This window comes from Pandoraea commovens, assembly GCF_024704525.1.
GTDB lineage: Bacteria > Pseudomonadota > Gammaproteobacteria > Burkholderiales > Burkholderiaceae > Pandoraea > Pandoraea commovens.
This window is the reverse complement of record NZ_CP102780.1, coordinates 955300-980854: the sequence shown is the minus strand read 5'-3', so window position 1 is coordinate 980854 and position 25555 is coordinate 955300. Positions and strand designations below refer to the sequence as shown.

Here is a 25555-nt window from a genome sequence, read left to right as displayed (position 1 = left end):
TATCACGGGGTGTCATGTCGACGCTGCGCCCGATCACGGCGCCCGGGACGGAAGACGGACACGTCACGATAAAACGCCGGATCGTCGTTCGCAGGCCACCAGCCAGGGATACCCAGGACCGGCAGCGGCGAGAAATCACGCGTTGTGAGGGAGACGGATGCCAGCGTCGGGGCGATCTGCGTGTCGAGCCACTCGCGCCGTCGCTCGTCCGCCCATTCGAAGTAAGTCTGGGGAACATCGACGATCCATGCGTGCGCGGTCACCGACTTGTAGGGCGTCACGAGCTTTTCCAGCAAGGCATGCCCGAACGGCTGCACTTCGCAAGCGCGCCCCCAGTCGGCACGGCGCGCTACGAACAACGTCTGCCAGTCGAACGCGCGCAACGCCGCACCGAGTGTGGCATCGCTGCAGGCAAAAACGACGGCATTCTCGTCGAACAGCGTTGCGGCGTCGCGTGTCGCGCCCCGGGTGGATTGCACACCGTCAGCCTCGATAGCCGACGCCTGACGCGCGTTGAGCGCCGCCTTGCCGCGCGGAAACGTCAGCCAGATCAGCGCATTGAAGAAGTCGTGGAGGTTCCGGCGAGTCGGCACGCCACCGGTGGACGCAATGAACGCCTCATAGGCGACACCGACGGGTAGATCGTCCTGCGCGACGAAGCGAAGTGCCTGCCCCTGCCCGCTGACCAGACCGGCGTTCGCGGCCAGCGACGACAGTGCACCGCGCCAGTCGTCACCGGTCAGGGCCAACTGAGCTGGCCCTGCCACGGCGCTAAACCAAGGCGCGCGCCAGTCGATCTCCGGCAGTTCGGATGTCGCGCCCGCCGAATCCAACGACCTCAGCCCTTGAACTTCCAGCCGATGACTTCACCACCACGCAGCGGCACGACGGTCTGGTCGCCCATCGGCAGTTCCGCAGGCAGCGTCCAGTCTTCTCGCACCAGCGTGACCTTGTCTGCATTACGCGGCAGTTCGTAGAAGTCCGGGCCGTAGAAGCTCGCGAACGCCTCGAACTTATCGAGCGCGCCCGCCTTGTCGAAGGCCTCGGCGTACAGCTCAACCGCGTGCAGCGCCGTGTAGCAACCGGCGCAGCCACATGCGGCTTCCTTCACGCCACGGGCATGCGGCGCGCTGTCGGTACCGAGGAAAAAGCGCGGGCTGCCCGACGTGGCGGCCTTCACGAGGGCTTCGCGATGCGTCTCGCGCTTGAGCACCGGCAGGCAGTAATAGTGCGGACGAATACCGCCGGTGAAGATGGCGTTGCGGTTGTACAGCAGGTGGTGCGGCGTGATCGTGGCAGCAATCGGGCCTTCGGCAGACGCGACGTATTCGGCGGCGTCCTGCGTCGTGATGTGCTCGAAAACGACCTTCAGGCCCGGGAAATCGCGACGCAGCGGCGACATCACCTTGTCGATGAACACTTTTTCACGATCGAAGATGTCGATGTCCGAACTCGTCACTTCACCGTGCACGAGCAGGGGCATGCCGACGTCCTGCATAGCTTCGAGCGCACCTCGGCACTTCGCCAGATCGGTCACACCGGCATCCGAATTCGTCGTCGCACCGGCCGGATAGAGCTTCACACCGTGGACGAAGCCCGACGCCTTCGCGCGACGGATCTCTTCGGCCGGGGTGTTGTCGGTGAGGTACAGCGTCATGAGCGGCTCGAACGTGTTGCCAGCCGGGCGTGCGGCGAGAATACGCTCGCGATACGCAGCCGCGTGTTCAGTCGTGGTGACCGGCGGCTTCAGATTCGGCATGATGATCGCGCGGCCGAACTGGCGGGCGCTGTCGGGCAGCACGCTCTTGAGCACGTCGCCATCGCGTACGTGTAAGTGCCAGTCATCGGGACGGGTGATAGTCAGTTCGGTGCTCATGGGCGTTTTCCGGGGGCAGGAGGGACGTCTAGCCCAATGCGACCGTAGCTGCGAAGTGCGAATGAGTGACGCGTCGACGCGACGGACCGCCTGGGCGGGAATGTACGTGCACAGAGGCCGGTGCTATGCTTCTGTAACCCCATATTGTAACGGTTGCGGCGCTCAGACACGACGTGCGCAGCCAATCATCGATTTGCCCGTCCCATGTGCCAACTGCTCGCAATGAATTGCGCGGAACCGACCGACATCACGTTCTCATTTACCGGTTTCGCGGCGCGTGGGGGTGGCACGGATCACCATGCCGACGGTTGGGGTATCGCTTTCTTCGAGGACAAGGCCTGCCGCCTGTTCATCGATCATCAGGCAGCGGCCAACTCGCCCATCGCCGAATTGGTCAAGAAGTACCCGATCAAGTCCAAAAACGTCATCGCGCACATCCGTAAGGCCACGCAAGGCATCGTCGAGCTGGAGAATTGCCACCCGTTCCAGCGCGAGCTTTGGGGGCGCCACTGGATCTTCGCCCACAACGGCGATCTGCACGATTACGACCCGTTTCTCTCAGGCGTCTATCAGCCGGTTGGGACGACGGACAGTGAGCGCGCTTTCTGCGACATCATGCAGGGTCTGCGCAAGCGCTTCCCGGGCTCGCAACCGCCGCTCGACGAGCTGTTCCATGCGGTGGAAGACATCACGCGCACGATCACGCGCCACGGTGTATTCAACTTCGTGCTCTCGAACGGTCAGGCCCTGATCGCGCACTGCTCGACCCGGCTTCATTTCATCGCCCGTCAGTGGCCGTTCACGAAGGCGCACCTGATCGACGCCGATTGGGAGATCGATTTCGCCAAGTTCACCACCCCGGCCGATCGCGTTGCGGTGATCGCGACGGCACCGCTCACCGACAACGAAGTCTGGACGACGTTCGAGCCGGGCGAACTCATTCTGTTCGAGAAAGGCGCGCCGACGCTGCGCACGGTGGTGCCGATTCCGGAAGCGGTCCGTCTGCGCAACGCGCAAAACACGGCCTGCCAGTAACCGAGTGACTGCGATGCGGGGCGTCTCCCGCGTCGCCACCCATAAAAAAAGCGTGCCCGGAGGCACGCTTTTTCATTTCTGCGCTGACGGCGATCAGTGAAGGATCTTGGCCAGGAAGTCCTTGGCGCGGTCCGACTTCGGGTTCGCGAAGAACGCGTCCTTCTGGTCGTCTTCCACGATGGCGCCCTGATCCATGAAGATCACGCGATTGGCGACCTTCTTGGCGAAGCCCATTTCGTGCGTGACCACCATCATGGTCATGCCTTCCTGGGCCAGTTCGACCATCACGTCGAGCACTTCGTTAATCATTTCCGGGTCGAGTGCCGAGGTCGGCTCGTCGAACAGCATGGCGATCGGGTCCATGCACAATGCACGGGCGATAGCGACACGCTGCTGCTGACCGCCCGAGAGCTGGCCCGGGAACTTGTGAGCGTGCGCCTTCAGGCCCACGCGCTCAAGCAGCTTGAGGCCCTTGTCGCGCGCTGCGTCCTTGCTGCGACCCAGCACCTTGACCTGTGCGAGCGTCAGGTTTTCGGTGATCGACAGGTGCGGGAACAGTTCGAAGTGCTGGAACACCATGCCGACGCGCGAGCGCAGCTTGGCCAGGTTCGTCTTCGGATCTGCGACCGAGGTGCCATCGACGATGATCTCGCCTTGCTGGATCGGCTCCAGACCGTTGACGGTCTTGATGAGCGTGGACTTGCCCGAACCCGACGGGCCGCACACCACCACGACTTCACCCTTCTTGACTTCAGTGGAGCAGTTCGTGAGCACCTGGAACTGGCCGTACCACTTGGAGACGTTTTTAAGGGTAATCATTTCGCCAACCTCTTTTGAAGACGTTTAACCAACATCGAAACCGTGAAGCAGATCACAAAGTAGACCGCCCCGGCAAACACAATCATGGCAGGCAGCGTGCCGTCACGCTGACCGACCGAGTACGCCATGCCGAAGAAGTCGGACAGGGCGATCGCGTACACGAGCGAGGTATCCTGGAACAGAATAATGCCCTGGGTGAGCAGCAGCGGCACCATGTTGCGGAACGCCTGCGGCAGCACCACGAGGCCCATCGCCTGCCAGTACGACATGCCCAGCGCAAATGCGGCGGACAGCTGACCACGCGACACGCTCTGAATACCGGCGCGGATAATTTCCGAATAATACGCCGCTTCAAAAAGCGAGAAGGCCACGAGTGCCGAGACCATCCGGATATCCCACGTCGGCGGCACGTCGAGCAACGAACGCAGCACCTGCGGCACGATCAGGAAGAACCACAGCAGCACCATCAGCAGCGGGATCGAGCGAAACACGTTCACGTACAGATCCGCGAACCACTTGAGCGGCGCCACGCCCGACAGACGCATCATCGCGAGCAGCGTGCCCCAGACGATGCCAACGACCACGGCGAGCGCCGTGACCTGCAGCGTGGTGATCATGCCCCTGACGAGCAGAGGCCAAGCGTCGACGACACCGCCCCATGCGAAGATCTCGAACATTATTTGCCCCCGATGTAGCCCGGCAGGCGGGTCTTGGCTTCGATGAAGCGCATGAGCACCAGCACCGCGATGTTGATGATCATGTAAGCCACCGTGATAACGATGAACGACTCGTAGCTATGCGCCGTGTAGTCGATAAGCTGCTTGCCCTGGCCCGTCAGTTCGAGCAGGTTCACCGTCGAAATCACAGCCGAGTTCTTGAAGATGTTGACGAACTCCGACGTAATCGGCGGAATCACCACACGGAACGCGACCGGCAGCAACACGAAGCGGTAGGTCTGCGGGAGCGTCAGCCCCATCGCGAGGCCCGCATTCTTCTGGCCCTTGGGCAGCGAGATGATACCGGAGCGCACCTGCTCGCAAACCCGAGCCGCCGTGAACAGTCCCAGGCCGATCACACCGGTGAGCAGCGAGACGTTAGCGGGGTTGAGCGAGAACAGCCATTGGCGAACCGCTTCCGGCAGGAAGTCGGGGGCTACGTAATACCAGAAGAACAACTGCACGAGCAGCGGGATATTCCGGAACAGTTCGACGTAAGCCGCGGCGAATCCGGAAATCCATTTGTTTGGAATGGTGCGCATCACCCCGAGCACGGAGCCGATGATGAGCGCAATGATCCAGCCGCCGAGGCCGACCTCAAGCGTGAGCTTGAGACCCGAGAGCACCCAACCGAAGTAGGTGCTGTCCTCGCCGGTAGCAACCGGCTGGAAGAAAAAACTGAAATCGAGACCGAAAGCCATGATCTCCCCTCTTCTACTTGTCTTGCTTAAAAAGAAGCGGAAGGATCGACTCCTTCCGCTTCGGAATTACCAGCTTACGCCTGGCGAATCAGTGAGCCGGTTGGCTTACTTGGCGCCCTGGACGTCTGCCTTGTCGTTCGGCGCTTTCCACAGTGCAGCCATTTCAGCCGACGGCGGGAAGTCCATGTTCACGCCGTTGAGCGCGGGGATCGGCTGTTGGAACCACTTGGCGTAGTCCTTCTGTGCCTGACCCGACTTCTGGTAGTCTTCGACCGCCTTGTCGACCAGCTTCTTGAATGCCGGATCGTCCTTACGCATCATGCAGCCGTAGGCTTCGTACGAAGCAGCCTTACCAACGATGCTGTAGTCCTTAGCATCCTTGAACTTGGCGCGCTCGCCGGCCAGCAGTGCGTCGTCCATCATGAACGCAACGGCGCGACCTTGGTGCAGCGTAATCGCAGCTTCACCGTGGTCCTTCGCGCTGATGATGTTCATCCCCATCTTCTCTTTCTCGTTCATCTCGCGCAGCAGACGCTCAGACGTCGTACCTGCCGTCGTGACGACGTTCTTGCCCTTCAGGTCCGCGAAATCCTTGACGCCCGAGTTGTTCTTCGTCAGCAGACGCGTGCCGATGATGAAGAACGTGTTCGAGAAGGCAGCCTGCTTCTGACGATCGGCGTTGTTCGTGGTCGAACCGCACTCGATGTCGATCGTGCCGTTCTGAACCAGCGGAATGCGGTTCTGCGAGGTGATCGGGGTCTGCGTGACCTTGAGGTTCGGCAGCTTCAGTTCTTTCTTGACTTCGGCAACGATGGCTTGCGCCACATCGTTGGCATAGCCGACAACGTTATGGTTGTTGTCGTAGAACGAGAACGGGATCGACGATTCACGGTTTCCCAGCTTGATAACGCCGTTATCCTTGATCGACTTGAGGGTACCGGTTTCCTGCGCCTGAGCAGCACCTGCCATCAGGCCAACACAGCACATCGCCAACGCAATTTTCGAGAGGGTCATTCCTTGGTCTCCTTGGCAAAAACGAGTGCATTTTAGCACTGCAATTACCGATTTTTTTATTCTCGATTGTTCGGAACGAGCGTCTTTTTTGACGTAACTCGCTCCGAACGTTCCTTTTTACGCACGAATGCGTACTACTACTTAGCCGGACTATACCCTATCGATCAGGGGTACAGACCACGCATTTCACGCGCCTGCAGAATACGGCTACACGCAACGATGAATGCGGCTGTACGCAGCGAAACCTGGTGCTCCTGCGCCACGTGCCACACGCCGTCGAACGCTTCGCGCATGATGCGCTCCAGACGCTGGTTGATCTCTTCCTCGGTCCAGAAGAAGCTCGAGAAGTCCTGCACCCATTCGAAGTACGACACGGTCACGCCACCAGCGTTGGCGACCACGTCAGGCACGACAAGAATGTTTTTGCTACGCAGGATGTCGTCCGCAGCCGTCGTGGTCGGGCCGTTGGCGCCTTCCACCACGACCTTGGCGCGGATCTGATCGGCGTTCTTCTCGGTGATCTGGTTTTCCAGCGCGGCCGGGATCAGGAATTCGCAGTCGATCGACCAGAATTCTTCATCCTTCATGGTTTCCGCGGCCGGGAAGCCACCCACGCCGCCGGTCTCGGCCACGTGCTTAAGCAGGTTCGGCACATCGAGGCCGTCCGACTTGTAGATCGTGCCGGTGTGATCTTGCACGCCGATGACATGCGCGCCGGCTTCATGGAACAGGCGGGCAGCGATACCGCCCACGTTGCCGAAGCCCTGCACGATCACGCGCGCACCGCGCACGTCCATGCCCAGACGACGGGCTGCTTCGCAGCTCACCACGAACACGCCACGGCCGGTCGCTTCGCGGCGGCCCAGCGAGCCACCCAGCGAAATCGGCTTGCCGGTCACGACGCCGGTGGCGGTGGAACCCTCGTTCATCGAGTAGGTGTCCATCATCCACGCCATGATCTGCTCATTGGTGTTGACGTCCGGTGCCGGAATGTCTTTCGTCGGCCCGATGATGATGTTGATTTCGCTGGTGTAGCGACGCGTCAGACGCTCCAGCTCGCCACGCGAAAGCTTGCGCGGGTCGACGCGGATACCGCCCTTGGCGCCGCCGTAAGGCACGTTCACCGCTGCGTTCTTGACCGACATCCAGGCCGACAGGGCCATGACTTCGGACAGCGTCACGTCCTGGTGGAAACGCACGCCGCCCTTACCGGGTCCGCGCGAGGTGTTGTGCTGAACGCGATAGCCCTCGAAGTGGGCAATGGTGCCGTTGTCGAGTTCGATCGGGCAGTCGACCACGAGAATACGCTTCGGGCGCTTGAGGGTTTCGACCCAGCGCGAGAGCGAACCGAGGTAGGGGGTAACGCGGTCGACTTGTTGGAGGTAGTTACCCCACGGACCGAGGTGTTCGGCGTCGAGGTAAGAGGGCAAGGCATGTGACGTTTGAGACATCGTTGGATTCTCCGGCTTCAATCTGCACCGCCGGCACACACCGCGCCAGCGACACGAATGGCTGGCACTTTACAAAGAACCCCGATTAACAATCCAATGCCGAATAAACATGCATCTATGCATTTCCTGCATAGATGTGAGCATCCCCTCAATTTTCCGGTACGTCAGGCAAATCGCCGCGATCACGCGTCAACGGGGACGTCCTTACCGGATGCGAATAGCCCTTCTCGCGGCGTAGCCCTACTCCGTATCCGGTCTATTGACGATGCCTATCCGGCGGCGTCCCGCAGCCATCAGAGAGGCGTGAGACTTAGCCTTTGACCTGATCCCGAACAGCCTGCCAGAAGGCTTCGACGACGTCGCGCTTGGCGCGCTCGCGGCGGTTGCTTGCGTCCGTATAGGCGAGCCGGTCCCGATACAGACGGATTTCCATGTCCAGGTGCCAGGGCGTCGCGGCTTTGCCCGGCGGCGCGAGGTCGATCAGTTCGCCGCGCGTTACCGAATCGACCACCGCGCTCTCGGGCAGAAACGCCACGCCGTGTCCGGCGAGCACCATCGCTTTAAGCGCTTCCGCCATGTCCGTCTCGTAGACCTTGTCCAGATGCGGACGGCTCGACACATCCCCCACGAGCAGATCGGCCATCCGGCCGAGGTAGGCGTTGGACGTATAGGCCAGATACGGCACCGGCGCTTCGGGGGTTCCGGGCAACTTGAAGCGGGCGCGTTTTTGTGCGGCCGGGGCGCTGTACGGACTGAAGCGCTCGCTGCCGAGCACGATCATCTCGTAGCGCGCCGAGTCGAGCTGCAGCGGCTGGCTCGGGTGGTAGTAGCACATCAGAAGATCGCAGCCGCCGTCGGTGAGCGACATGGCCGCATCGTGCACGTTGAGCGCACGCAGACGGCTGCGCAGCAAGCCCTGACGCTTTTCCAGCTGCTTGAGCCAGCGCGGGAAGAACGTCATCGAGAGCGTGTGGGGGACGGCGAAGTCGATCACCGAATGATCGGCGGAACGTTGTTCGCGCAGCAACGCGCGGGCTTCCTGCGCCTGCGCGAGCAACGTCAGCGCCTGCTCGTAGAAGACCTCGCCAGCGGGCGTGAGGCGCGTCGGATAGCTGGACCGGTCGATGAGTTCGCTGCCCAGCCATGCTTCGAGCGACTGGATACGCCGCGAGAAGGCGGGCTGCGTCACGTGACGCAATTCCGCCGAGCGGCTGAAACTGTTCGTCTTGGCGAGGGACACGAAGTCCTCGAGCCACTTGATTTCCATGCGGTGCTCCCGCGCAGGCGATGTCAGTGCGCAAGTCTACTCAATCGCCTGCCGGGATGACAGACCCTTGCCCGTCATCCTCATGCAGAATTGCGCACACTCACGCACACTCACGCCCAGCCGCGCTCAGGACACCACCGTGGCGAAGTGCGATGCCTCGGCATCCCCTTCCCCGCCACGACGCTGTTGTTGCAACGCCCACATCTGTGCGTAGAGGCCTTCCGCGTGCAGCAACTGATCGTGCGTACCGCGCTCCACGATGCGTCCCTTGTCGAGCACGATGATCTGCGCCGCGTGCACCACCGTCGAGAGACGGTGCGCAATGACGAGCGTCGTCCGTTCGCGTGCGATGTTGCGCAACTCCGTCTGAATCGCCTGTTCCGAGCGCGAATCGAGTGCCGATGTTGCCTCGTCGAAAATCAGAATATGCGGATTCTTGAGGATGGTCCGCGCAATCGCCACACGTTGCTTTTCACCGCCGGAAAGCTTCAGCCCGCGCTCGCCAACCATCGATTCATAACCGGCGGGCAGGCTTTCGATGAAGTCATGAATGTGCGCGGCCCGCGCGGCGGCAATCACCTGCTCGCGCGATGCGGACGGATTGCCGTATGCGATGTTGTAGTAGATCGTGTCATTGAACAGCACCGTATCCTGCGGCACGATGCCGATGGCGGCGCGCAGCGAATCCTGCGTGACGTTGCGAATGTCCTGACCGTCGATGGAAATGCGCCCGCCGTCGAGTCCGGGGAAGCCTACGTCGTAGAAGCGGAAAAGCAGACGCGAGAGCGTCGATTTGCCCGAGCCGCTGTGGCCGACGACAGCGGTGGTCGTGCCCGCCGCAATGGTGAAATCGACGTCGTGCAGAATCTGACGCGCAGGCTCGTAGCCGAAGTTCACGTGGTCGAACCGCACCGTGCCGCCATTGCATACCAGCGGTTGCGCGCCCGGCGGATCGGCCACTTCGCGATTCACGTCGAGCAGCGTGAACATGCGGTCCATGTCGGTCATCGCCTGCTTGAGCTCACGATAGATCACGCCGAGGAAATTCAGCGGGATGTAGAGCTGCAACATGAACGTGTTGACGAGCACGAGATCGCCGAGCGTCATGCGTCCGCTCATCACGCCCTGCGTGGCATGCCACAGAATCAGAATCAGCCCGCTGGCGATGATCACCTGCTGGCCGAAATTCAGCACCGACAGCGAGTTTTGCGAACGGATGGCGGCCGCGCGATAACGTTTGAGGTTCTCGTCGTAGCGCTGCGTCTCGAAGGCTTCGTTGCCGAAGTACTTCACCGTCTCGTAGTTGATGAGCGAATCGATGGCGCGGGCGTTGGCCTTCGAGTCGAGTTCGTTCATCGTGCGACGAAAGTGCGTGCGCCACTCCGTGACCTTCACCGTGAAGGTGATGTAGAACACGAGCGCCACGAGCGTGACGATGGCGTAGAACGCTTCGTAGCGCACGACGAAGAAGCCGAGCACCAGCGCGACTTCGATGAGCGTGGGCAGAATGCTGTAGAGCGAGTACGAGATCATCGACTGGATGCCTCGTGTGCCCCGCTCGATGTCGCGGCTCATGCCGCCCGTCTGCCGCTCCAGATGGAACCGCAGCGACAGTGCGTGCAGATGCCGGAACACCTTGAGCGCGATCTGACGCACGGCGCTTTCCGTCACCTTCGAGAACAGGATTTCGCGCAGTTCGGTAAAGAGCGACGTCGACAGGCGCACCACACCGTAAGCGATCACCAGCATGCCAAGGCCGCCCACGACAATCAGGCTCGGATCGTTCGTGGCACGCGCCGTCGCCGAGAGCGACGCCACCGGGCCGAGGGCGTCGACGATGTGCTTCATGATGACCGGCACGCCGAGGTTGGCGACCTTCGCCAGGATCAGGCACGACAGCGCCAGCGTGACGCGGCCGCGAAACTCCATCAGATACGGAATCAGGGATTTAATGACCTGCCAGTCGCCGCGCGCCGGTTTGGCGGCATTGGGCTTGCCGGAAGCCGCCGGCGCGGGCTCGGCCGGAGTAAAACGTCTCATGGTGGGGTGGGGCGGCGTCCGGCTCGCGAGAGGGCTTTCCGCTAGAATCGTTGATGACGTATTTTCGCAGAACCCGGCGACGTGCGCTGAACCCCGCCAAATCGACGCCGGCCAGCTTTCCCGCTCTAGCAAGGAACCTCATGAGTACCCCGACCCCTGCCCTCACGGCCCTGCCCGAAGAAAAAGAACTGGCGTTGCGCGTGATGCCGATGCCCGCCGACGCCAACGCCCACGGCGACGTCTTCGGCGGCTGGATCATGTCTCAGGTCGACATCGCCGGGTCGATCCCCGCCGCACAACGCTCCAACGGCCGTGTGGCGACCATCGCCGTCAATTCGTTCCTCTTCAAGGAGCCAGTCTTCGTCGGCGACTTGCTCAGCTTCTACGCCACCATCGTCAAAACGGGCAACACGTCGATTACCGTCTATGTCGAGGCTTACGCCCAGCGCATGCGCCTGTCGCACGAGATCGTCAAAGTGACCGAGGCTATGGTGACGTATGTCGCGACCGACGAAGACCGCCGTCCGCGCCCGCTGCCGAAGCTCGACGCCGTCAGTTGACGTCAGTTGGCTCTGGGGGACGGTAGCCCCGCGCGACCGTCCGACCGGTGCCAGACGCAAAAACGCCGCACGCCTCGCGAATCGGGGCGTGCGGCGTTTGTCTTTTCTACGGACGGACAGACGGTCCGAAAGCAGCAGAACTTACGAAATCTTCGTGAAATCCGGCTTGCGCTTCTCGAAGAAGGCCGTGAATGCTTCGCGGGCCTCGGGCGACAGCAAACGCTTGGCGAACTCGACGCCCTCCTCGCCAATGCGTGCCTGCACGTCGCTTGCGCCGTCAGCCTTCATCAGTTGCTTGGTCACGCGCAGCGACCCGGCAGGCATGGCGGCCAGTTGTGCAGCACGCTTCGCCGCGAACTCTGCCAGCTCGGCGGCGGGCACGATGCGGTTGACGAAACCCATCGCAACCGCTTCGTTCACGTCGAACGGCTCACCGAAAAGCAGCTTCTCGGCGGCGCGGTGATAGCCGGATACGCGGGGCAGCAGCCAGCTCGACGCGGCCTCCGGGCACAGTGCCAGTTGCGAGAACGGCAGCGCAAAGCGGGCCGAATCGGCCGCGTAGACCACGTCGCAGTGCAGCAGCATCGTCGTGCCCACACCAACGGCATTGCCCGCCACGGCGGCCACGATCGGCTTGGTCGCCTGACTGATGGCGCGCAGGAACTGGAACACGGGCGCGCTCTCGTCCTTCGGCGGATTCTTCAGAAAGTCTTCGAGGTCGTTGCCTGCCGAGAAGGCTTCGGGCTGGCCCTGAATCAGGATCACGCGCAGCGAGGCGTCGTCTTCGGCTTCGTTGATCCCGTCCGCGAGTGCCTGATACATGTCGGCGGTGATCGCGTTTTTCTTCTGAACGCGGTTGAGCGTGAGCACCTGCACCGCGCCCTGACGCTGCACCAATACGTCTTCCATCGTGTGTGTCTCCTCGGTGTCCCAATAGCGACAGATGACGACGCAGGGGGCAGCCACGCATTTGCGAAACCGCACCCCGGCGTCCTGAGCCGTCGTCAATCCTGGCGTCTGGCGTGCCGCCCATGCACGGGCGGAGTCTGCCTTACATGCGCTCGATGATGCCCGCCGCGCCCATACCGGTGCCCACGCACATCGTCACCATGCCGTACTTCAGGTTGTGACGGCGCAGCGCGTGCACCACGGTCGCAGCGCGAATCGCGCCGGTCGCGCCCAACGGGTGACCCAGTGCAATCGCGCCACCCATCGGGTTGACCTTGCTGGTGTCGAGGTCCAGATCCTTGATGACGGCGAGCGCCTGCGCGGCGAACGCTTCGTTCAGTTCGATCCAGTCCATGTCCTGCTGGCTCAGCCCTGCGGCACGCAGCGCCGCCGGAATCGCTTCCTTCGGCCCGATGCCCATGATCTCGGGCGGCACGCCGCGCACGGCGAACGACACGAAACGCGCGAGCGGCGTGAGGTTGAACTGCTTGAGGATCTTTTCGCTCACGACGAGCAACGCACCGGCGCCGTCCGACGTCTGCGAGCTGTTACCGGCCGTGACCGAGCCCTTGTTCGCGAACACGGGACGCAGCTTGCCCAGCCCTTCGATGGACGTGTCGGGACGCGGACCTTCGTCGAGCGAGAGCGTGCGCGTCTTGATCGAGACTTCACCCGTGGCCAGATTCGGGAAACGCTCGACGATCTCGATCGGCGTGATCTCGTTCGTGAACTCACCGGCCTGCTGCGCCTTGATCGCCTTCTGGTGCGAAGCCAGCGCGAAGGCGTCCTGCGCTTCACGGGTCACGCCCCACTGCTGCGCGACCTTCTCGGCGGTCAGGCCCATGCCGTAGGCGATGCCCACGTTCTCGTCGCGCTCGAAGATCGACGGCGAGAGCGACGGCGTGTTGCCCATCATCGGCACCATGCTCATGCTTTCGATGCCGCCGGCGATCATGGCGTCGGCTTCGCCCACACGAATGCGGTCGGCGGCCATCGCCAGCGCAGTCAGGCCCGAGGCGCAGAAACGGTTGACGGTGACACCACCGACCGTGTTCGGCAGTCCCGAGAGCAGCGCACCGATACGCGCCACGTTCAGGCCTTGCTGGGCTTCGGGGATGGCGCAGCCGATGATCGCGTCCTCGATGACCTTCGGATCGAGATCCGGCACCTGAGAGAGCGTGCTCTTGAGGATGGTCGCGAGCAGATCGTCCGGACGCGTGTTCTTGTAGCTGCCCTTGGGTGCCTTGCCGATCGGCGCACGCGTGGCGGCAACGATATAGGCGTCTTGCAGTTGTTTGCTCATGTCAGTCTCCGGTCGGCTTAGTTGCGCACCGGCTTGCCGGTCTGCAGCATGCCCATGATGCGTTCCTGGGTCTTCGACGTGCCCAGCAGTTCGATGAAGGCGCGACGCTCAAGCGCCAGCAGCCATTCTTCGTTCACGAGGCTGCCCGCTTCGACATCGCCGCCGCACACGGCTTCGGCAATGCGCGAGGCGATCAGGAAGTCGTGCGCCGAGATGAAGTTGCCGTCGCGCATGTTCACGAGCGACGCCTTGATCGTCGACACGCCCGAGCGGCCTGCCACCGGAATGCCTGCAGGTTTGAGCGGCGGACGGTAGCCGGCGACCGACAGCGCGCGCGCTTCGTTGCGGGCGACCGACAGCAGTTCGTGCACGTTGTAGACGATGGTGTCCGACGGCTTGAGATAGCCCATGTCGCGGGCGTCGAGCGCGGAGGCCGAGACCTTCGCCATCGCGGCGTTGGTGAACGACTTCGTCACGAATTGCAGATACTGGACGCTACCGGCAGCGGTGGCCGCTTCGGCCGCACGAATCGCCGCTTCCTTCAGGCCGCCGCCGCCCGGCACGAGGCCGACGCCGACTTCCACGAGACCGATGTAGCTCTCCAGCGCTGCCACACGCTTGGCGCTATGCAGCAGCAGTTCGCAGCCACCGCCCAGCGCGATGCCGGACACGGCCGAGACGACCGGCACCTGCGCGTACTTCACACGCATCATGCCGTCCTGGAACTTCTTGATGAACGGCTCGATCCCCTTGGCACCGCCCATCATGAAGGCAGGCATGGCCGCTTCCAGATCGGCACCTGCCGAGAACGGACCACCCGGTGCGCCGAGCTTGAGCGACGTCGGCTGCCACACGACCACGCCGCGATACTGCTGCTCGGCCAGATCGATAGCGCGGGTCAGACCGTCGATGACGTCCGGCCCGATGGTGTTCATCTTCGTCTTGAACGAGACGATCAGCACGTCGTCCTGCCCCGGGGTCTCGTCGACCCACAGACGCGCGGCGTCGGTCTCTTCGATGGTCTTGCCGAACTTACGCGGATCGGCGCTGGCCTCACCCACGAGCGATGCCGGGAACACCTGACGCTGATACACCGGCAGCGTGCTACGCGGCACGAAGGCGTCCTTGGCCGGGTTGTACGAGCCTTGCGCGGTGTGAACGCCACCGGCTTCGGCCACCTTACCGCCCGTCACCCACTTGGGCAGCGGAGCGTTCGACAGGGCCTTGCCCGCGTCGATATCTTCCTGCACCCACTGGGCGATGTCCTTCCAGCCTGCGGCTTGCCAGTCTTCGAACGGCCCCGTCGTCCAACCGAAGCCCCAACGAATCGCGAAGTCGACTTCACGTGCGTTGTCGGCGATCTGCTCCAGATACACGCCGATGTAATGGAAGACGTCGCGGAACACGGCCCACAGGAACTGCGCCTGCGGGTTGGTCGATTCGCGCAGCAGGCGCAGACGCTCAGCCGGTGCCTTCTTCAGAATGCGCGCGACCATTTCGTCGGCCTTCTTGCCCGACTCGACGTACTCGCCCGTTTGCGGGTCGAGTACCTTGATGACCTTGCCTTCCTTCTTGTAGAAGCCCGCGCCCGTCTTCTGACCCAGCGCGCCCTTCTCCACCAGTGCTTTGAGCACAGGCGGCGTGGCGTACGTCGGGGCAAACGGGTCGTCCTTCAGGCCGTCCTGCATCGTCTTGATGACGTGCGCCATCGTGTCCAGACCGACCACGTCGGCGGTACGGAACGTGGCCGACTTGGCGCGACCGAGCTTGCTGCCCGTCAGGTCGTCGACAACGTCGAACGGAATGCCGAACTTTTGTGCTTCGGCGAACACCGCCAGAATCGAGAAGACACCGACACGGTTCGCGATGAAGTTCGGCGTGTCCTTCGCACGCACGACACCCTTACCGAGCGTGGACGTGAGGAACGTTTCGAGCTGATCGAGGATTTCCGGCGCGGTCGTTGCGGTCGGGATCAGTTCGACCAGATGCATGTAACGCGGCGGGTTGAAGAAGTGCACGCCGCAGAAGCGTGCCTTCAGATCGGCGTCGAAACCTTCCGAGAGTTCGGTGATCGACAGCCCCGACGTGTTCGACGCAAAAATTGCGTGCTTGGCCAGATGCGGCGAGACCTTCTTGTACAGGTCGTGCTTCCAGTCCATGCGCTCGGCGATCGCTTCGATCACCACGTCGCAACCGGCAAGCTTTTCGAGGTCGTCCTCGTAGTTCGCGGCTTCGATGTATTGTGCGTCGGCCTTGTCGGCGAACGGCGCGGGACTCAGCTTCTTCAGGCTCTCGATGGCGCGCGTGACGACGCCATTCTTCGGGCCTTCCTTGGCCGGCAGATCGAACAGTACGACGGGCACTTTCGCGTTGACGAGGTGCGCGGCAATCTGCGCACCCATCACGCCGGCGCCGAGTACGGCAACCTTGCGTACGACCAGGGGTTTGTTGGTTTGGCTCACGGTGATCTCCTCCGCTCTCAGAACAGGTCGACGTCGACTTCCATCAGCGTCTTCGCGCCGGCACGTGCCATGCGAATTTGCGACGCGGTCTCCGGCAGCAACTTGGCGAAGTAGAAGCGCGCCGTGGCGAGCTTCGATTCGTAGAACTTGTCGCCGCTGCCTTGCTTGTCCAGTGCAATACGCGCCATGCGCGCCCAGAAGTACGCGAAGACCAGATGGCCGACCACGCGCTGATACGGCACGGACGCCGCACCGACTTCATCCGGATTGGCCATCGCCTTCATGCCGATTTCCATCGTCAGCTTCTGGACCTTGTCACCGATATCCGCGAGCGGATTGATGAACTCCTGCATCTCTTCCTTGGTGCCTTCGGCTTCCACGAAGTCCGACACGAGCTTGCCGAACTTCTTGAGCTTCGCGCCCATGTCGCCCAGCACCTTGCGGCCGAGCAGGTCGAGTGCCTGAATCGAGTTGGTGCCTTCGTAGATCATGTTGATACGCGCATCGCGCACGTATTGCTCCATGCCCCACTCGGAGATGAACCCGTGACCGCCGTAGATCTGCATAGCGTGGTTCGTGCACTCGAACGCGTTGTCTGTCAGGAACGCCTTGATGATCGGCGTGAGCAGCGCGACGAGGTCGGCCGCTTCTTTACGCTCGGCTTCGTCGCCGTGCGACAGTTCCTTGTCGATGTGCAGTGCGGTCCAGTACGAGAAAGCACGACCGCCTTCCACATAGGCCTTTTGCGTGAGCAGCATGCGGCGCACGTCCGGGTGCACGATGATCGGATCGGCGGGCTTGTCCGGTGCCTTCGGGCCGGTGAGCGAGCGCATCTGGATGCGTTCCTTCGCGTACACCAACGAGTTCTGATAAGCGACTTCGGTCAGGCCCATGCCTTGCATGCCGACGCCCTGACGCGCCGCGTTCATCATCACGAACATGGCGTTCAGGCCCTTGTTCGGTTCGCCCACGAGCCAGCCCTTCGCACCGTCGAGGTTCATCACACACGTGGCGTTGCCGTGAATGCCCATCTTGTGTTCGATGGAGCCGCACTTGATGCCATTGCGCTCGCCGGGTGCGCCGTTCGCATCGGGGATGAACTTCGGCACGACGAACAGCGAGATGCCCTTCGTTCCCGGCGGCGCATCCGGCAAACGTGCCAGCACGAGGTGAACGATGTTGGCGGCCATGTCATGCTCGCCCGCCGAGATGAAGATCTTGGTGCCGGAGATGGCGTACGAACCGTCGCCGTTCGGTTCGGCCTTCGTGCGCAGCATGCCGAGGTCGGTGCCGCAGTGCGGCTCGGTCAGGCACATCGTGCCCGTCCATTCGCCCGACACGATCTTCGGCAGATAGGTGGCTTGTTGTTCGGGGGTGCCGTGGGCGTGCAGACACTCGTAAGCGCCGTGCGACAGGCCGGGATACATCGTCCACGCCTGATTGGCCGAGTTGAGCATTTCGTACAGGGCGTTGTTCACGACCTGCGGCAGTCCCTGACCGCCGAATGCCGGATCGCACGCCAGTGACGGCCAGCCAGCTTCGACGTATTGCTGATAAGCGGCCTTGAAGCCCGTGGGAGTGGTGACGACGCCGTCGCCTTCGTATTTGCAGCCTTCGCGATCGCCCACCTGATTCAGCGGGAAGACGACTTCGCTACAGAACTTGCCAGCTTCTTCGAGCACCTGATTGATGGTGTCGGCATCGATGTCCGCGTGCTTCGGCATCGCCTTCAATTCGTTTTCCACGCCCAGCAGTTCGTGCATGACGAATTGCATGTCGCGCAGCGGCGCGTTGTACTGTCCCATGACCTACTCCTCCGAACAAATCGAATCGAATCGCGGACGGCTCGCGCCTCACCCGCGCTGATAAGACGAAATCAGTTTTTCCAGTGCCACTCGGGTCATGTCGACGGCGCCGGGGTCCCGAAGGAAGCGCGCGTCGTGATGCAGGCCGAGTGTCAGGCTGTACATTTCAAAGAGCATCAGGCGCGGATCGGTGTCCGGGCGCAGATGTCCCTCCTCCTTCGCTTGCGTAATCGCGCGCAGCAGGGCAGATCGCCACAACTGCACACTCTTCACCAAGGCTTCGCGCACCGGACTGGCCGCACGATCGTCATACTCGACAGCACCGCTGATATAGATGCAGCCCGTCGTCACTTCGCGAATCCGCTTGTCCATCCAGCGATCCACCAGCGCTCTGAGTCGCGGCAGCCCGCGCGGCGCTTCCATACTGGGAGCGAACACTTCTTCGTCGAAGCGCCGGTGGTATTCCATCAGCACTTCGATCTGCAAATCCTCACGCGACCCAAAGTGCGCGAAGACGCCGCTCTTGCTCATTTGCATACGATCGGCCAGCAAGCCGATCGTCAGCCCCTCAAGCCCATCCCGCCCCGCCAGTTCAAGCGCGGCATTCAGGATCGCGGCACGTGTCTGTTCACCCTTTCGCATATGTTTTGCATCGCTTTGGTTATCCGTTCTTCGATGCTAACCAAAAAATCGAACGGCCGTCCTATTATTGGGAAACGTCCATGGGGTAACAAGGAATTTATTAGACCGGAATACCTAATCGGTATTGGGCCTGGACCCCGGCCCGGCGGGCGCGGGCAGGCGGTTGGGGAGGGGCGGACGCCGCTCAGTCGTACTTGCCGCGCGTGAGCAGTTTCATCGCCAGGCGATAGAGCCGGTAGGCCATCCACTGACGGAAGCGCCGCCAGCGCGAGCGTTCGCCGTAGCGCTCAGGGTCGATCAGACGTGCGTCTCCGAACGCGCGACGGATATGGTCGCGCAGCTCGATGACAACGGGATCGTCGAGTACCACGACATTGGCTTCGTGATTCAGAAACAGGGACAGCGCGTCGAGATTCGATGAGCCGACCGTCGCCCAGACATCGTCCACCACCGCCACCTTGCCGTGCAACTGACGCATGTCGTACTCACCGATGCGCACCCCGGCGTCGAGCAGCTTGGCGTACAGCCACGGCACCGCCGTATCCAGCAGACGGAATTCCTTGCGGCCAATGAGCAGATGCACCGACACGCCGCGTCTGGCGGCTTGCGTGAGGGCGCGTCGCAGACGACGTCCCGGGACAAAGTACGGATTGGCGAGCCAGACTTCGTGACGGGCCCGTCCCAGCGCCATCAGATACGCCTTCTCGACCGCGCGACGATTGTGGAGGTTGTCTCGCGCGACGAAGGCCGCCTGACCGGCATAGGGCGCATGCAAGCGCCCGCGCAAGCCCCGGCGACGGTGGCGGAACGGTGTACGGAGATACCCCGGCGCCAGACGCTGCCACTGAAGGTGAAACGCCGCGACAATCTCGGCGACGATGGGTCCCCGGCACTGCACTGCGAAGTCCCAGCGCGGGTCGTCCATGCGCGTGCCGCCACCGCCACCGCCGTTGTAGTCGTCGATGATGTTGATGCCGCCCACGAACGCTACCGTGTGATCGACGATCGCGATCTTGCGATGCGTGCGCGAAAAGCCGAACTTGCCAAACAGCCGGGGGTTGTAGATGCGATGCGCCACCCCGTTCTCACGCCAGGCATCGAAGAACGGCAGGCGTCGGCTGGTGCCGATGCCGTCCGTGATCACGCGCACCGTCACCCCACGTTGCGCCGCCCGCTGTAGCGCGGCGCTGACGTTCTCCCCCGCGTCGTCGGCTTCGAAGATGTACGTTTCGAGCGCCACGTCGTGCTCAGCGCGATCGATGGCGTCGATGAGGGCGGTGAAATAGTTCGCGCCGAGATAGAGCAGTGCCAGTTCGTTGTCGCGGGAGAACGGCAGATATTTGCTCATCGGCTGGGCGGGGGGACGATGGGGACGATGAGGACGATGAGCACGCAGGGCATGGGGCGGGCGATCAGCGCACGCGCAACGGCAACTGCCGGATGGCGTCGCCGTTCGAGGGAGAGAAACAGCGCTCGGCGGCCGCTTCCCACGGCAACCAGACATAGTCGACGTGCTCGCGCGGCGAGAGCGTCACGACCGTGTTTTCCGGGACACACAGGCCGAACCAGTGCTCCGTGTTGCGCGTGACGCCCGGCGCGTAGCGATGCGCCCAGCGCGGGTAGATGTTGTACTGAATCTCGTGATGCCAGTCGGTCAGCGCGGCATCGGGCACGGGTGTGCCGTTCGCCACACGAATGCCCGTCTCCTCGAAGACTTCGCGCGCGGCGGTCTCGACCAGCGGCTCGTCGAGCTGATCCTTGCTACCGGTGACGGACTGCCAGAAATTCCCCGCGTCGGCACGCTCGATGAGCAGAACGTCGAGCGCCGGCGTATAGATCACGACCAGCACGGATTCGGGAATCTTGAAGGGTTTCATGCAGGCAACGGGGTTCAGGCAGCGATGATGCATTGTATAGGGCCTGCGCGACGTTGCGGTGCACGGATGCCGACATCACGCGTGCGTATCGCCCCGATCACCGGCATTGCCACATCACACACGCCAGAAAGCAAAAACCCCCTCGCCTCACGGCAAAGGGGGTTTTCCAACCGGCGCGCCATGCCGGGACACAGGTCCCGGCCGTGGCTTGCGGTTGCGACGCGTCGGCTTACGCCTTCGGTGCTTCCGGCTGACGCAGACGGATGTGCAGTTCGCGCAGTTGACGTTCGTCGACCGGCGACGGCGCTTGCGTGAGCAGATCCTGTGCACGTTGCGTCTTCGGGAACGCGATCACGTCGCGAATCGAATCGGCACCGGCCATCATCGTGATGACGCGGTCCAGACCGAACGCGATACCGCCGTGCGGGGGCGCGCCATATTGCAGGGCGTCGAGCAGGAAGCCGAACTTCGCGCGCGCTTCTTCTTCACCCAGCTTGAGTGCGCGGAACACCTTGCTCTGCACGTCTTCCTGGAAGATACGGACCGAACCGCCGCCGATTTCCCAGCCGTTGAGCACCATGTCGTAGGCCTTCGCCAGGCACTTGCCCGGATCGGTCTCGAGGTAATCGATGTGCTCGTCCTTCGGGCTCGTGAACGGGTGGTGGCAAGCGACCCAGCGGGCGTCTTCCTCGTCGTACTCGAACATCGGGAAGTCGACGACCCACAGCGGACGCCAGCCGGCTTCGAACAGGCCGTGCGACTTGCCGAACTCCGAATGACCGATCTTCAGACGCAGTGCGCCGATACCGTCGTTGACGACCTTTTCCTTGTCCGCGCCGAAGAAGATGATGTCGCCGTCTTGCGCGCCGGTGCGCTCAAGGATCGAAGCGACTGCCGCGTCGTGCAGGTTCTTCACGATCGGGCTTTGCAGACCGTCGCGGCCCTTGGCCACTTCGTTGACCTTGATCCAGGCCAGACCCTTCGCACCGTAGATCTTCACGAAGTCGGTGTACGCATCGATTTCGCTACGCGAGATCTCTGCACCGCCCGGCACGCGCAGGGCGACCACACGGCCGCCTTCGGTCGTGGCCGGCACCGAGAACACCTTGAAGTCCACGTCGCCCATCACGTCGGTCAGTTCGGTGAACTCGAGCTTCACGCGCAGGTCCGGCTTGTCCGAACCGAAGCGGCGCATCGCCTCCGAGTACTCCATGACCGGCACCTTCGCGTCGAGTTCGACGTCGATGGCTTCCTTGAACACGTGACGGATCATGTTCTCGAACAGATCGCGGATTTCCTGCTCCGAGAGGAACGAGGTTTCGCAGTCGATCTGCGTGAATTCCGGCTGACGGTCAGCACGCAGGTCTTCGTCGCGGAAGCACTTGGTGATCTGGTAGTAACGGTCGAAGCCAGCCACCATCAGCAGCTGCTTGAACAGCTGCGGCGATTGCGGCAGCGCGAAGAACTGACCGGCGTTCACACGCGACGGCACGAGGTAGTCGCGCGCGCCTTCCGGGGTGCTCTTCGTGAGCATCGGCGTTTCGATGTCGATGAAGCCTTGCGCGTCGAGATACTTGCGCACTTCCATCGCCACCTTGTAACGCAGGCGCAGGTTGTATTGCATTTGCGGACGACGCAGATCCAGCACGCGATGCGTGAGGCGCGTGGTTTCCGACAGGTTTTCGTCGTCGAGCTGGAACGGGGGCGTAACCGACGGGTTGAGCACCTGGAGCTCGTGGCACAGCACTTCGATCTTGCCGCTCGTCAGGTTGGCGTTCTCGGTGCCGGCCGGACGGCTGCGCACGAGACCCGTGATCTGCACGCAGAACTCATTGCGCAGGCCTTCGGCGGCCTTGAACATCTCAGCGCGGTCCGGATCGCACACGACCTGCACCAGACCTTCGCGATCGCGCAGGTCGATGAAGATGACCCCGCCGTGATCGCGGCGGCGATTGACCCAGCCACAAAGCTTGACCGTCTGGCCCAGTTGTTGCTCGGTCACCAGACCGCAGTAGGAGGTACGCATGGACATTTTGCTGTTCCGATTTTCAAAAAATGGCGCCGACAGATCCCGGTGGCTCACAGGAGCGGACCGGGACGTTGTTGGCGCGGGTTGTGGGCGGGCGCCACCACGCCCATCGATACGATGTACTTCAGTGCAGCGTCGACCGTCATGTCGAGTTCGATCACGTCGCTCGCCTTCATCATCAGGAAGAAGCCCGAGGTCGGATTCGGCGTCGTCGGGACATAGACGCTCACATACTCGCCCTGCAAGTGATTGACCACATCGCCGCCCGGCGCGCCGGTCAGGAAAGCGATGGTCCAGGACTCGCCGTGCGGATAGCGCACGAGCAACGCTTTGCGAAACGCGTTGCCGCTGCTCGAGAGCAATGTGTCGGAGACCTGCTTGACGCTGCCGTACAAGGGTCCAACGATGGGAATGCGCGTCAGAATGGCTTCCCACCAGCCGACCAGCTTCTGGCCAATGAAATTATGCGTCAGAAGGCCGACGATGAACACGAAGGCGAGCGTGACGATCACGCCGAAGCCCGGAATGCGCAGGCCGAGCAGGCGCGACGGCTGCCACTCGTCCGGCAGGAGCAGCAAGGTCTGATCCATCGTGCCGATGATCAGACCGAGCACCCAAAGCGTGATGGCGAGGGGCACCAGCACCAGCAGGCCGGTGAGGAAAATCGTCTTCAACGCGGGTTTTTTGACGCTCATGGCAGGACTCGCGAATGTGGTCGGCTACTGGGGGTCAGGGAAAATTCGGCTTAATGGCAGGCGCAACCGCCGCCGCAGCTCGCTGCCGGGGCGCTCGACGACTCGCCGCCAGCCGAAGCTGCACTCGACGACGCGGAGGCGCTCTCGCCCGACGACGCGGCTGCCGGGGCTGCCGATGCTGCTGCGCCCGCTGCCGGGGCGCTCGTGCCGCCGGAACCACCGCGGAAATCGGTCACATACCATCCCGAGCCCTTGAGCTGGAACCCGGCAGCAGTCACCTGCTTGCGGAACGAGTCCTTGCCGCATTCGGGGCACTGGGTGAGCGGGTCATCGCTCATTTTTTGCAGCACATCCTTGGCGAAACCGCATGTTTCGCAACGATAGGCATAGATAGGCATGATTCTTTCCGACGGAAAAAGGCGCGCAAAGCCTTGAATTATAACCGCTTCACAAGGCTTTCGGGATTTGTACGGAGATAAATGGGGGCGTCGTGAGGCAAGATCAAGACCGGGCGTCGCCACGATCCGCGTGGCAAGCCGCGCCGTCAATGGAAAAGGGCGACTGCCGCCGCCCTCTTGCCCTGCACTCGCCGTCAGCCATTTCGCAGCCACCTAGCGAGCACTCACATGCACCGCATCGGCAGACTCAGTCCGCCGGGATCAGATCGTCGAGACCTGCTGCTCCTGCGGCTGACCGCGCTCCGAGGCCGGTTGCAGCAGCGAGCCGACGACCATCCCCGCGATCGACGCCAGCAGACCGGCCAGTTGCGGCGGCACCAGCGCTTCCGGCGCAAGGGCTTCGCAGGCAATCCACACGATCAGCCCGAAGAACACGGCCAGCGTGCCGCCCAGCGAGCTGGAGCGCTTCCAGTACAAGCCGAACGCCAGCGGCACGAAGCAGCACACGAGCGTGACCTTGTACGCGCTCTCGACCATCTGGAAGATCGACGCCTTCGAGTTCATGGCGTACACCAGCACCAGCGCCGTGAAGCACAGCACGACGATGCGCATCAGACGCAGCAGATGCTTGTCGTCGATCCGGCCCTTGAGCATCGGACGAATGATGTTCTCCGCGAACGTCACCGACGGCGCCAGCAGCGTCGCCGACGCGCAACTCTTGATGGCCGAGAGCAACGCGCCGAAGAACATCACCTGCGCGACGATCGGCACGCTGGTGAGCACCAACTGCGGCAGGATTTGTTGTGGGTCCGTGCCGATGTACTTCTGCACCATCGACGGGGCGATCAGGAGCGCCGAGTAGGCGAGGAAAATCGGAATGAACGTGAAGAAGAAGTACAGCACGCCGCCCGTCACCGAGCCGGAGACGGCAATGTTCTCCGACTTGGACGACATCACGCGCTGGAACACGTCCTGCTGCGGGATCGAGCCGAACATCATGGTGACGCCCGCCGCTATGAACGCTAAGACATCTGCCGGATTCATCTCCGGCAGGAACACGAACTTGCCTGCCTCAGAAGCGTGCGCGATCACCGCGCTTGCCCCACCCGGCACCATGCCCGACACGACCACGGCGATATACACCAGCCCCACGACGATGATGATCATCTGGATGAAGTCGGTCACGGCCACCGAAATCATGCCGCCCAGCAGCGTGTAAGCGAGCACCGAGACCGCACCGATGATCATGCCCGTCGGCTCCGACATCGCGCCGCCGGACACCGTATGGAACACGAGCCCCAGCGCCTTGATCTGTGCGCCGACCCAGCCGAGGTACGAGATGACGATGGCGACCGACGTCACCACTTCGACCGTCCGGTTGTACTTGAGCTTATAGAAGTCGCCGATCGTCATGAGATTCATGCGATACAGCTTGCGGGCGAAGAACATGCCCACGAGGACCAGACACATCGACGAGCCGAACGGATCGGCCACCACGCCGCGCAGGCCCTCACCAATGAACGTCGCAGGAATGCCGAGCACCGCTTCCGAGCCGAACCAGGTCGCGAACACGACAGCCACGACCATGCCATAGGGCAGACGGCGGCCAGCGACGGTGAAATCCTTGGTATTGCGGACCTTGAGGGCGGCCAACAGCCCGATAGCCACCGAAATGACCCAATACAGAATGACAAACCAGATCAGCATAACGCGGCCCCAGCCAAGCCCCAGAGCGACGGTTGCGGCAGGGAAACGTCAACGGCAGGCGTGATCCGGCCGAAAGAAGCCGCCGCGCAAGCCAACGAAACCGAGCCTTGGGCCGCAGCCTTCCGGGCAACAGAAAATCAGGTCGTGCATGACGGGGCTGATGCGATTCAGCGCTCGGGAGCGCCCGTTTTTGCCACCTGGGGAAAAAAT

Annotated in this window: 22 protein-coding genes; 2 read left to right on the top strand and 20 right to left on the bottom strand. The window is 62.5% G+C overall.

All coding sequences use genetic code 11. The annotated features are described in order from the left end of the window. Nucleotides 1–2: 2 nt before the first annotated feature. Together NTU39_RS04815 and pyrC are read right to left on the bottom strand one after the other, a co-directional pair. Nucleotides 3–767 carry a DUF3025 domain-containing protein gene (locus NTU39_RS04815; protein ID WP_257959340.1) on the bottom strand — a complete coding sequence of 255 codons (765 nt, stop codon included), beginning with the start codon at nucleotides 765–767 and terminating at the stop codon, nucleotides 3–5. 71 nt (nucleotides 768–838) lie between these two features. Beyond that, a complete protein-coding gene (gene pyrC, locus NTU39_RS04810) occupies nucleotides 839–1876 on the bottom strand; it encodes a dihydroorotase (protein ID WP_046290882.1) in 1038 nt (345 codons plus the stop codon). Between the two features lie 204 nt (nucleotides 1877–2080). On the opposite strand from pyrC, the gene NTU39_RS04805 reads away from it, so the two are divergent. Next, the gene (locus tag NTU39_RS04805; protein WP_039396153.1) at nucleotides 2081–2911 is read left to right on the top strand and encodes a class II glutamine amidotransferase; all 831 of its coding nucleotides are present in this window, start codon (nucleotides 2081–2083) and stop codon (nucleotides 2909–2911) included. Between the two features lie 93 nt (nucleotides 2912–3004). On the opposite strand, the gene NTU39_RS04800 is transcribed toward NTU39_RS04805, so the two are convergent. From NTU39_RS04800 to NTU39_RS04770, 7 genes are all read right to left on the bottom strand, one after another. Next, entirely contained in the window at nucleotides 3005–3730 is a 726-nt protein-coding gene (locus tag NTU39_RS04800; RefSeq protein ID WP_150665582.1) for an amino acid ABC transporter ATP-binding protein, read from the bottom strand. Continuing rightward, on the bottom strand, nucleotides 3727–4407 hold the full coding sequence (gene gltK / locus NTU39_RS04795; protein WP_150665581.1) for a glutamate/aspartate ABC transporter permease GltK: 681 nt from the start codon (nucleotides 4405–4407) through the stop codon (nucleotides 3727–3729). The genes NTU39_RS04800 and gltK overlap by 4 nt, the downstream gene beginning before the upstream one ends. Continuing rightward, nucleotides 4407–5147, bottom strand: a complete 741-nt coding sequence (locus NTU39_RS04790; RefSeq protein ID WP_150665580.1) for an amino acid ABC transporter permease — start codon at nucleotides 5145–5147, stop codon at nucleotides 4407–4409. Before NTU39_RS04790 ends, gltK begins: the two co-directional genes overlap by 1 nt. Nucleotides 5148–5252: 105 nt before the next feature. Next, nucleotides 5253–6161, bottom strand: a complete 909-nt coding sequence (locus NTU39_RS04785) for a glutamate/aspartate ABC transporter substrate-binding protein (RefSeq protein WP_150665579.1) — start codon at nucleotides 6159–6161, stop codon at nucleotides 5253–5255. Nucleotides 6162–6325: 164 nt separating this feature from the next. After that, nucleotides 6326–7612 (bottom strand): Glu/Leu/Phe/Val family dehydrogenase, encoded by a 1287-nt coding sequence (locus NTU39_RS04780; protein WP_150575657.1) that lies wholly within the window; start codon nucleotides 7610–7612, stop codon nucleotides 6326–6328. Nucleotides 7613–7922: 310 nt separating this feature from the next. Next, entirely contained in the window at nucleotides 7923–8879 is a 957-nt protein-coding gene (locus NTU39_RS04775) for a LysR family transcriptional regulator (RefSeq protein WP_150665578.1), read from the bottom strand. A 126-nt stretch (nucleotides 8880–9005) separates the two neighbouring features. Further along, entirely contained in the window at nucleotides 9006–10919 is a 1914-nt protein-coding gene (locus tag NTU39_RS04770; protein WP_257959339.1) for an ABCB family ABC transporter ATP-binding protein/permease, read from the bottom strand. A 140-nt stretch (nucleotides 10920–11059) separates the two neighbouring features. On the opposite strand from NTU39_RS04770, the gene NTU39_RS04765 reads away from it, so the two are divergent. Beyond that, nucleotides 11060–11479: an acyl-CoA thioesterase gene (locus NTU39_RS04765; protein ID WP_257959338.1), complete on the top strand. Its 420-nt coding sequence runs from the start codon at nucleotides 11060–11062 to the stop codon at nucleotides 11477–11479. A gap of 141 nt (nucleotides 11480–11620) precedes the next feature. Here the strand turns inward: NTU39_RS04765 and NTU39_RS04760 are convergent, their stop codons facing one another. From NTU39_RS04760 to NTU39_RS04710, 11 genes are all read right to left on the bottom strand, one after another. Next, a complete protein-coding gene (locus NTU39_RS04760) occupies nucleotides 11621–12388 on the bottom strand; it encodes an enoyl-CoA hydratase (RefSeq protein ID WP_039396125.1) in 768 nt (255 codons plus the stop codon). 142 nt (nucleotides 12389–12530) lie between these two features. Continuing rightward, the gene (locus NTU39_RS04755; RefSeq protein ID WP_257959337.1) at nucleotides 12531–13730 is read right to left on the bottom strand and encodes an acetyl-CoA C-acyltransferase; all 1200 of its coding nucleotides are present in this window, start codon (nucleotides 13728–13730) and stop codon (nucleotides 12531–12533) included. A 17-nt stretch (nucleotides 13731–13747) separates the two neighbouring features. After that, complete coding sequence (locus NTU39_RS04750; RefSeq protein ID WP_257960039.1) at nucleotides 13748–16132, bottom strand: 3-hydroxyacyl-CoA dehydrogenase/enoyl-CoA hydratase family protein; 2385 nt, start codon at nucleotides 16130–16132, stop codon at nucleotides 13748–13750. Between the two features lie 77 nt (nucleotides 16133–16209). Next, complete coding sequence (locus NTU39_RS04745) at nucleotides 16210–17997, bottom strand: acyl-CoA dehydrogenase C-terminal domain-containing protein (RefSeq protein WP_150665574.1); 1788 nt, start codon at nucleotides 17995–17997, stop codon at nucleotides 16210–16212. Nucleotides 17998–18045: 48 nt separating this feature from the next. After that, nucleotides 18046–18639, bottom strand: coding sequence for a TetR/AcrR family transcriptional regulator (locus NTU39_RS04740; protein WP_046290871.1), 594 nt, complete (start codon nucleotides 18637–18639; stop codon nucleotides 18046–18048). A 184-nt stretch (nucleotides 18640–18823) separates the two neighbouring features. Continuing rightward, nucleotides 18824–19987, bottom strand: coding sequence for a cardiolipin synthase ClsB (gene clsB, locus NTU39_RS04735; protein ID WP_150665573.1), 1164 nt, complete (start codon nucleotides 19985–19987; stop codon nucleotides 18824–18826). Nucleotides 19988–20051: 64 nt separating this feature from the next. After that, a complete protein-coding gene (nudB, locus tag NTU39_RS04730) occupies nucleotides 20052–20516 on the bottom strand; it encodes a dihydroneopterin triphosphate diphosphatase (protein WP_150665572.1) in 465 nt (154 codons plus the stop codon). Nucleotides 20517–20745: 229 nt separating this feature from the next. Continuing rightward, nucleotides 20746–22548, bottom strand: a complete 1803-nt coding sequence (gene aspS, locus NTU39_RS04725) for an aspartate--tRNA ligase (protein WP_046290870.1) — start codon at nucleotides 22546–22548, stop codon at nucleotides 20746–20748. Between the two features lie 47 nt (nucleotides 22549–22595). Beyond that, on the bottom strand, nucleotides 22596–23240 hold the full coding sequence (locus NTU39_RS04720) for a DUF502 domain-containing protein (protein ID WP_150665571.1): 645 nt from the start codon (nucleotides 23238–23240) through the stop codon (nucleotides 22596–22598). A gap of 50 nt (nucleotides 23241–23290) precedes the next feature. Further along, the gene (locus tag NTU39_RS04715; protein ID WP_150665570.1) at nucleotides 23291–23638 is read right to left on the bottom strand and encodes an FmdB family zinc ribbon protein; all 348 of its coding nucleotides are present in this window, start codon (nucleotides 23636–23638) and stop codon (nucleotides 23291–23293) included. 261 nt (nucleotides 23639–23899) lie between these two features. Further along, on the bottom strand, nucleotides 23900–25345 hold the full coding sequence (locus tag NTU39_RS04710) for a high affinity choline transporter 1 (RefSeq protein WP_150665569.1): 1446 nt from the start codon (nucleotides 25343–25345) through the stop codon (nucleotides 23900–23902). Nucleotides 25346–25555 lie beyond the last annotated feature (210 nt).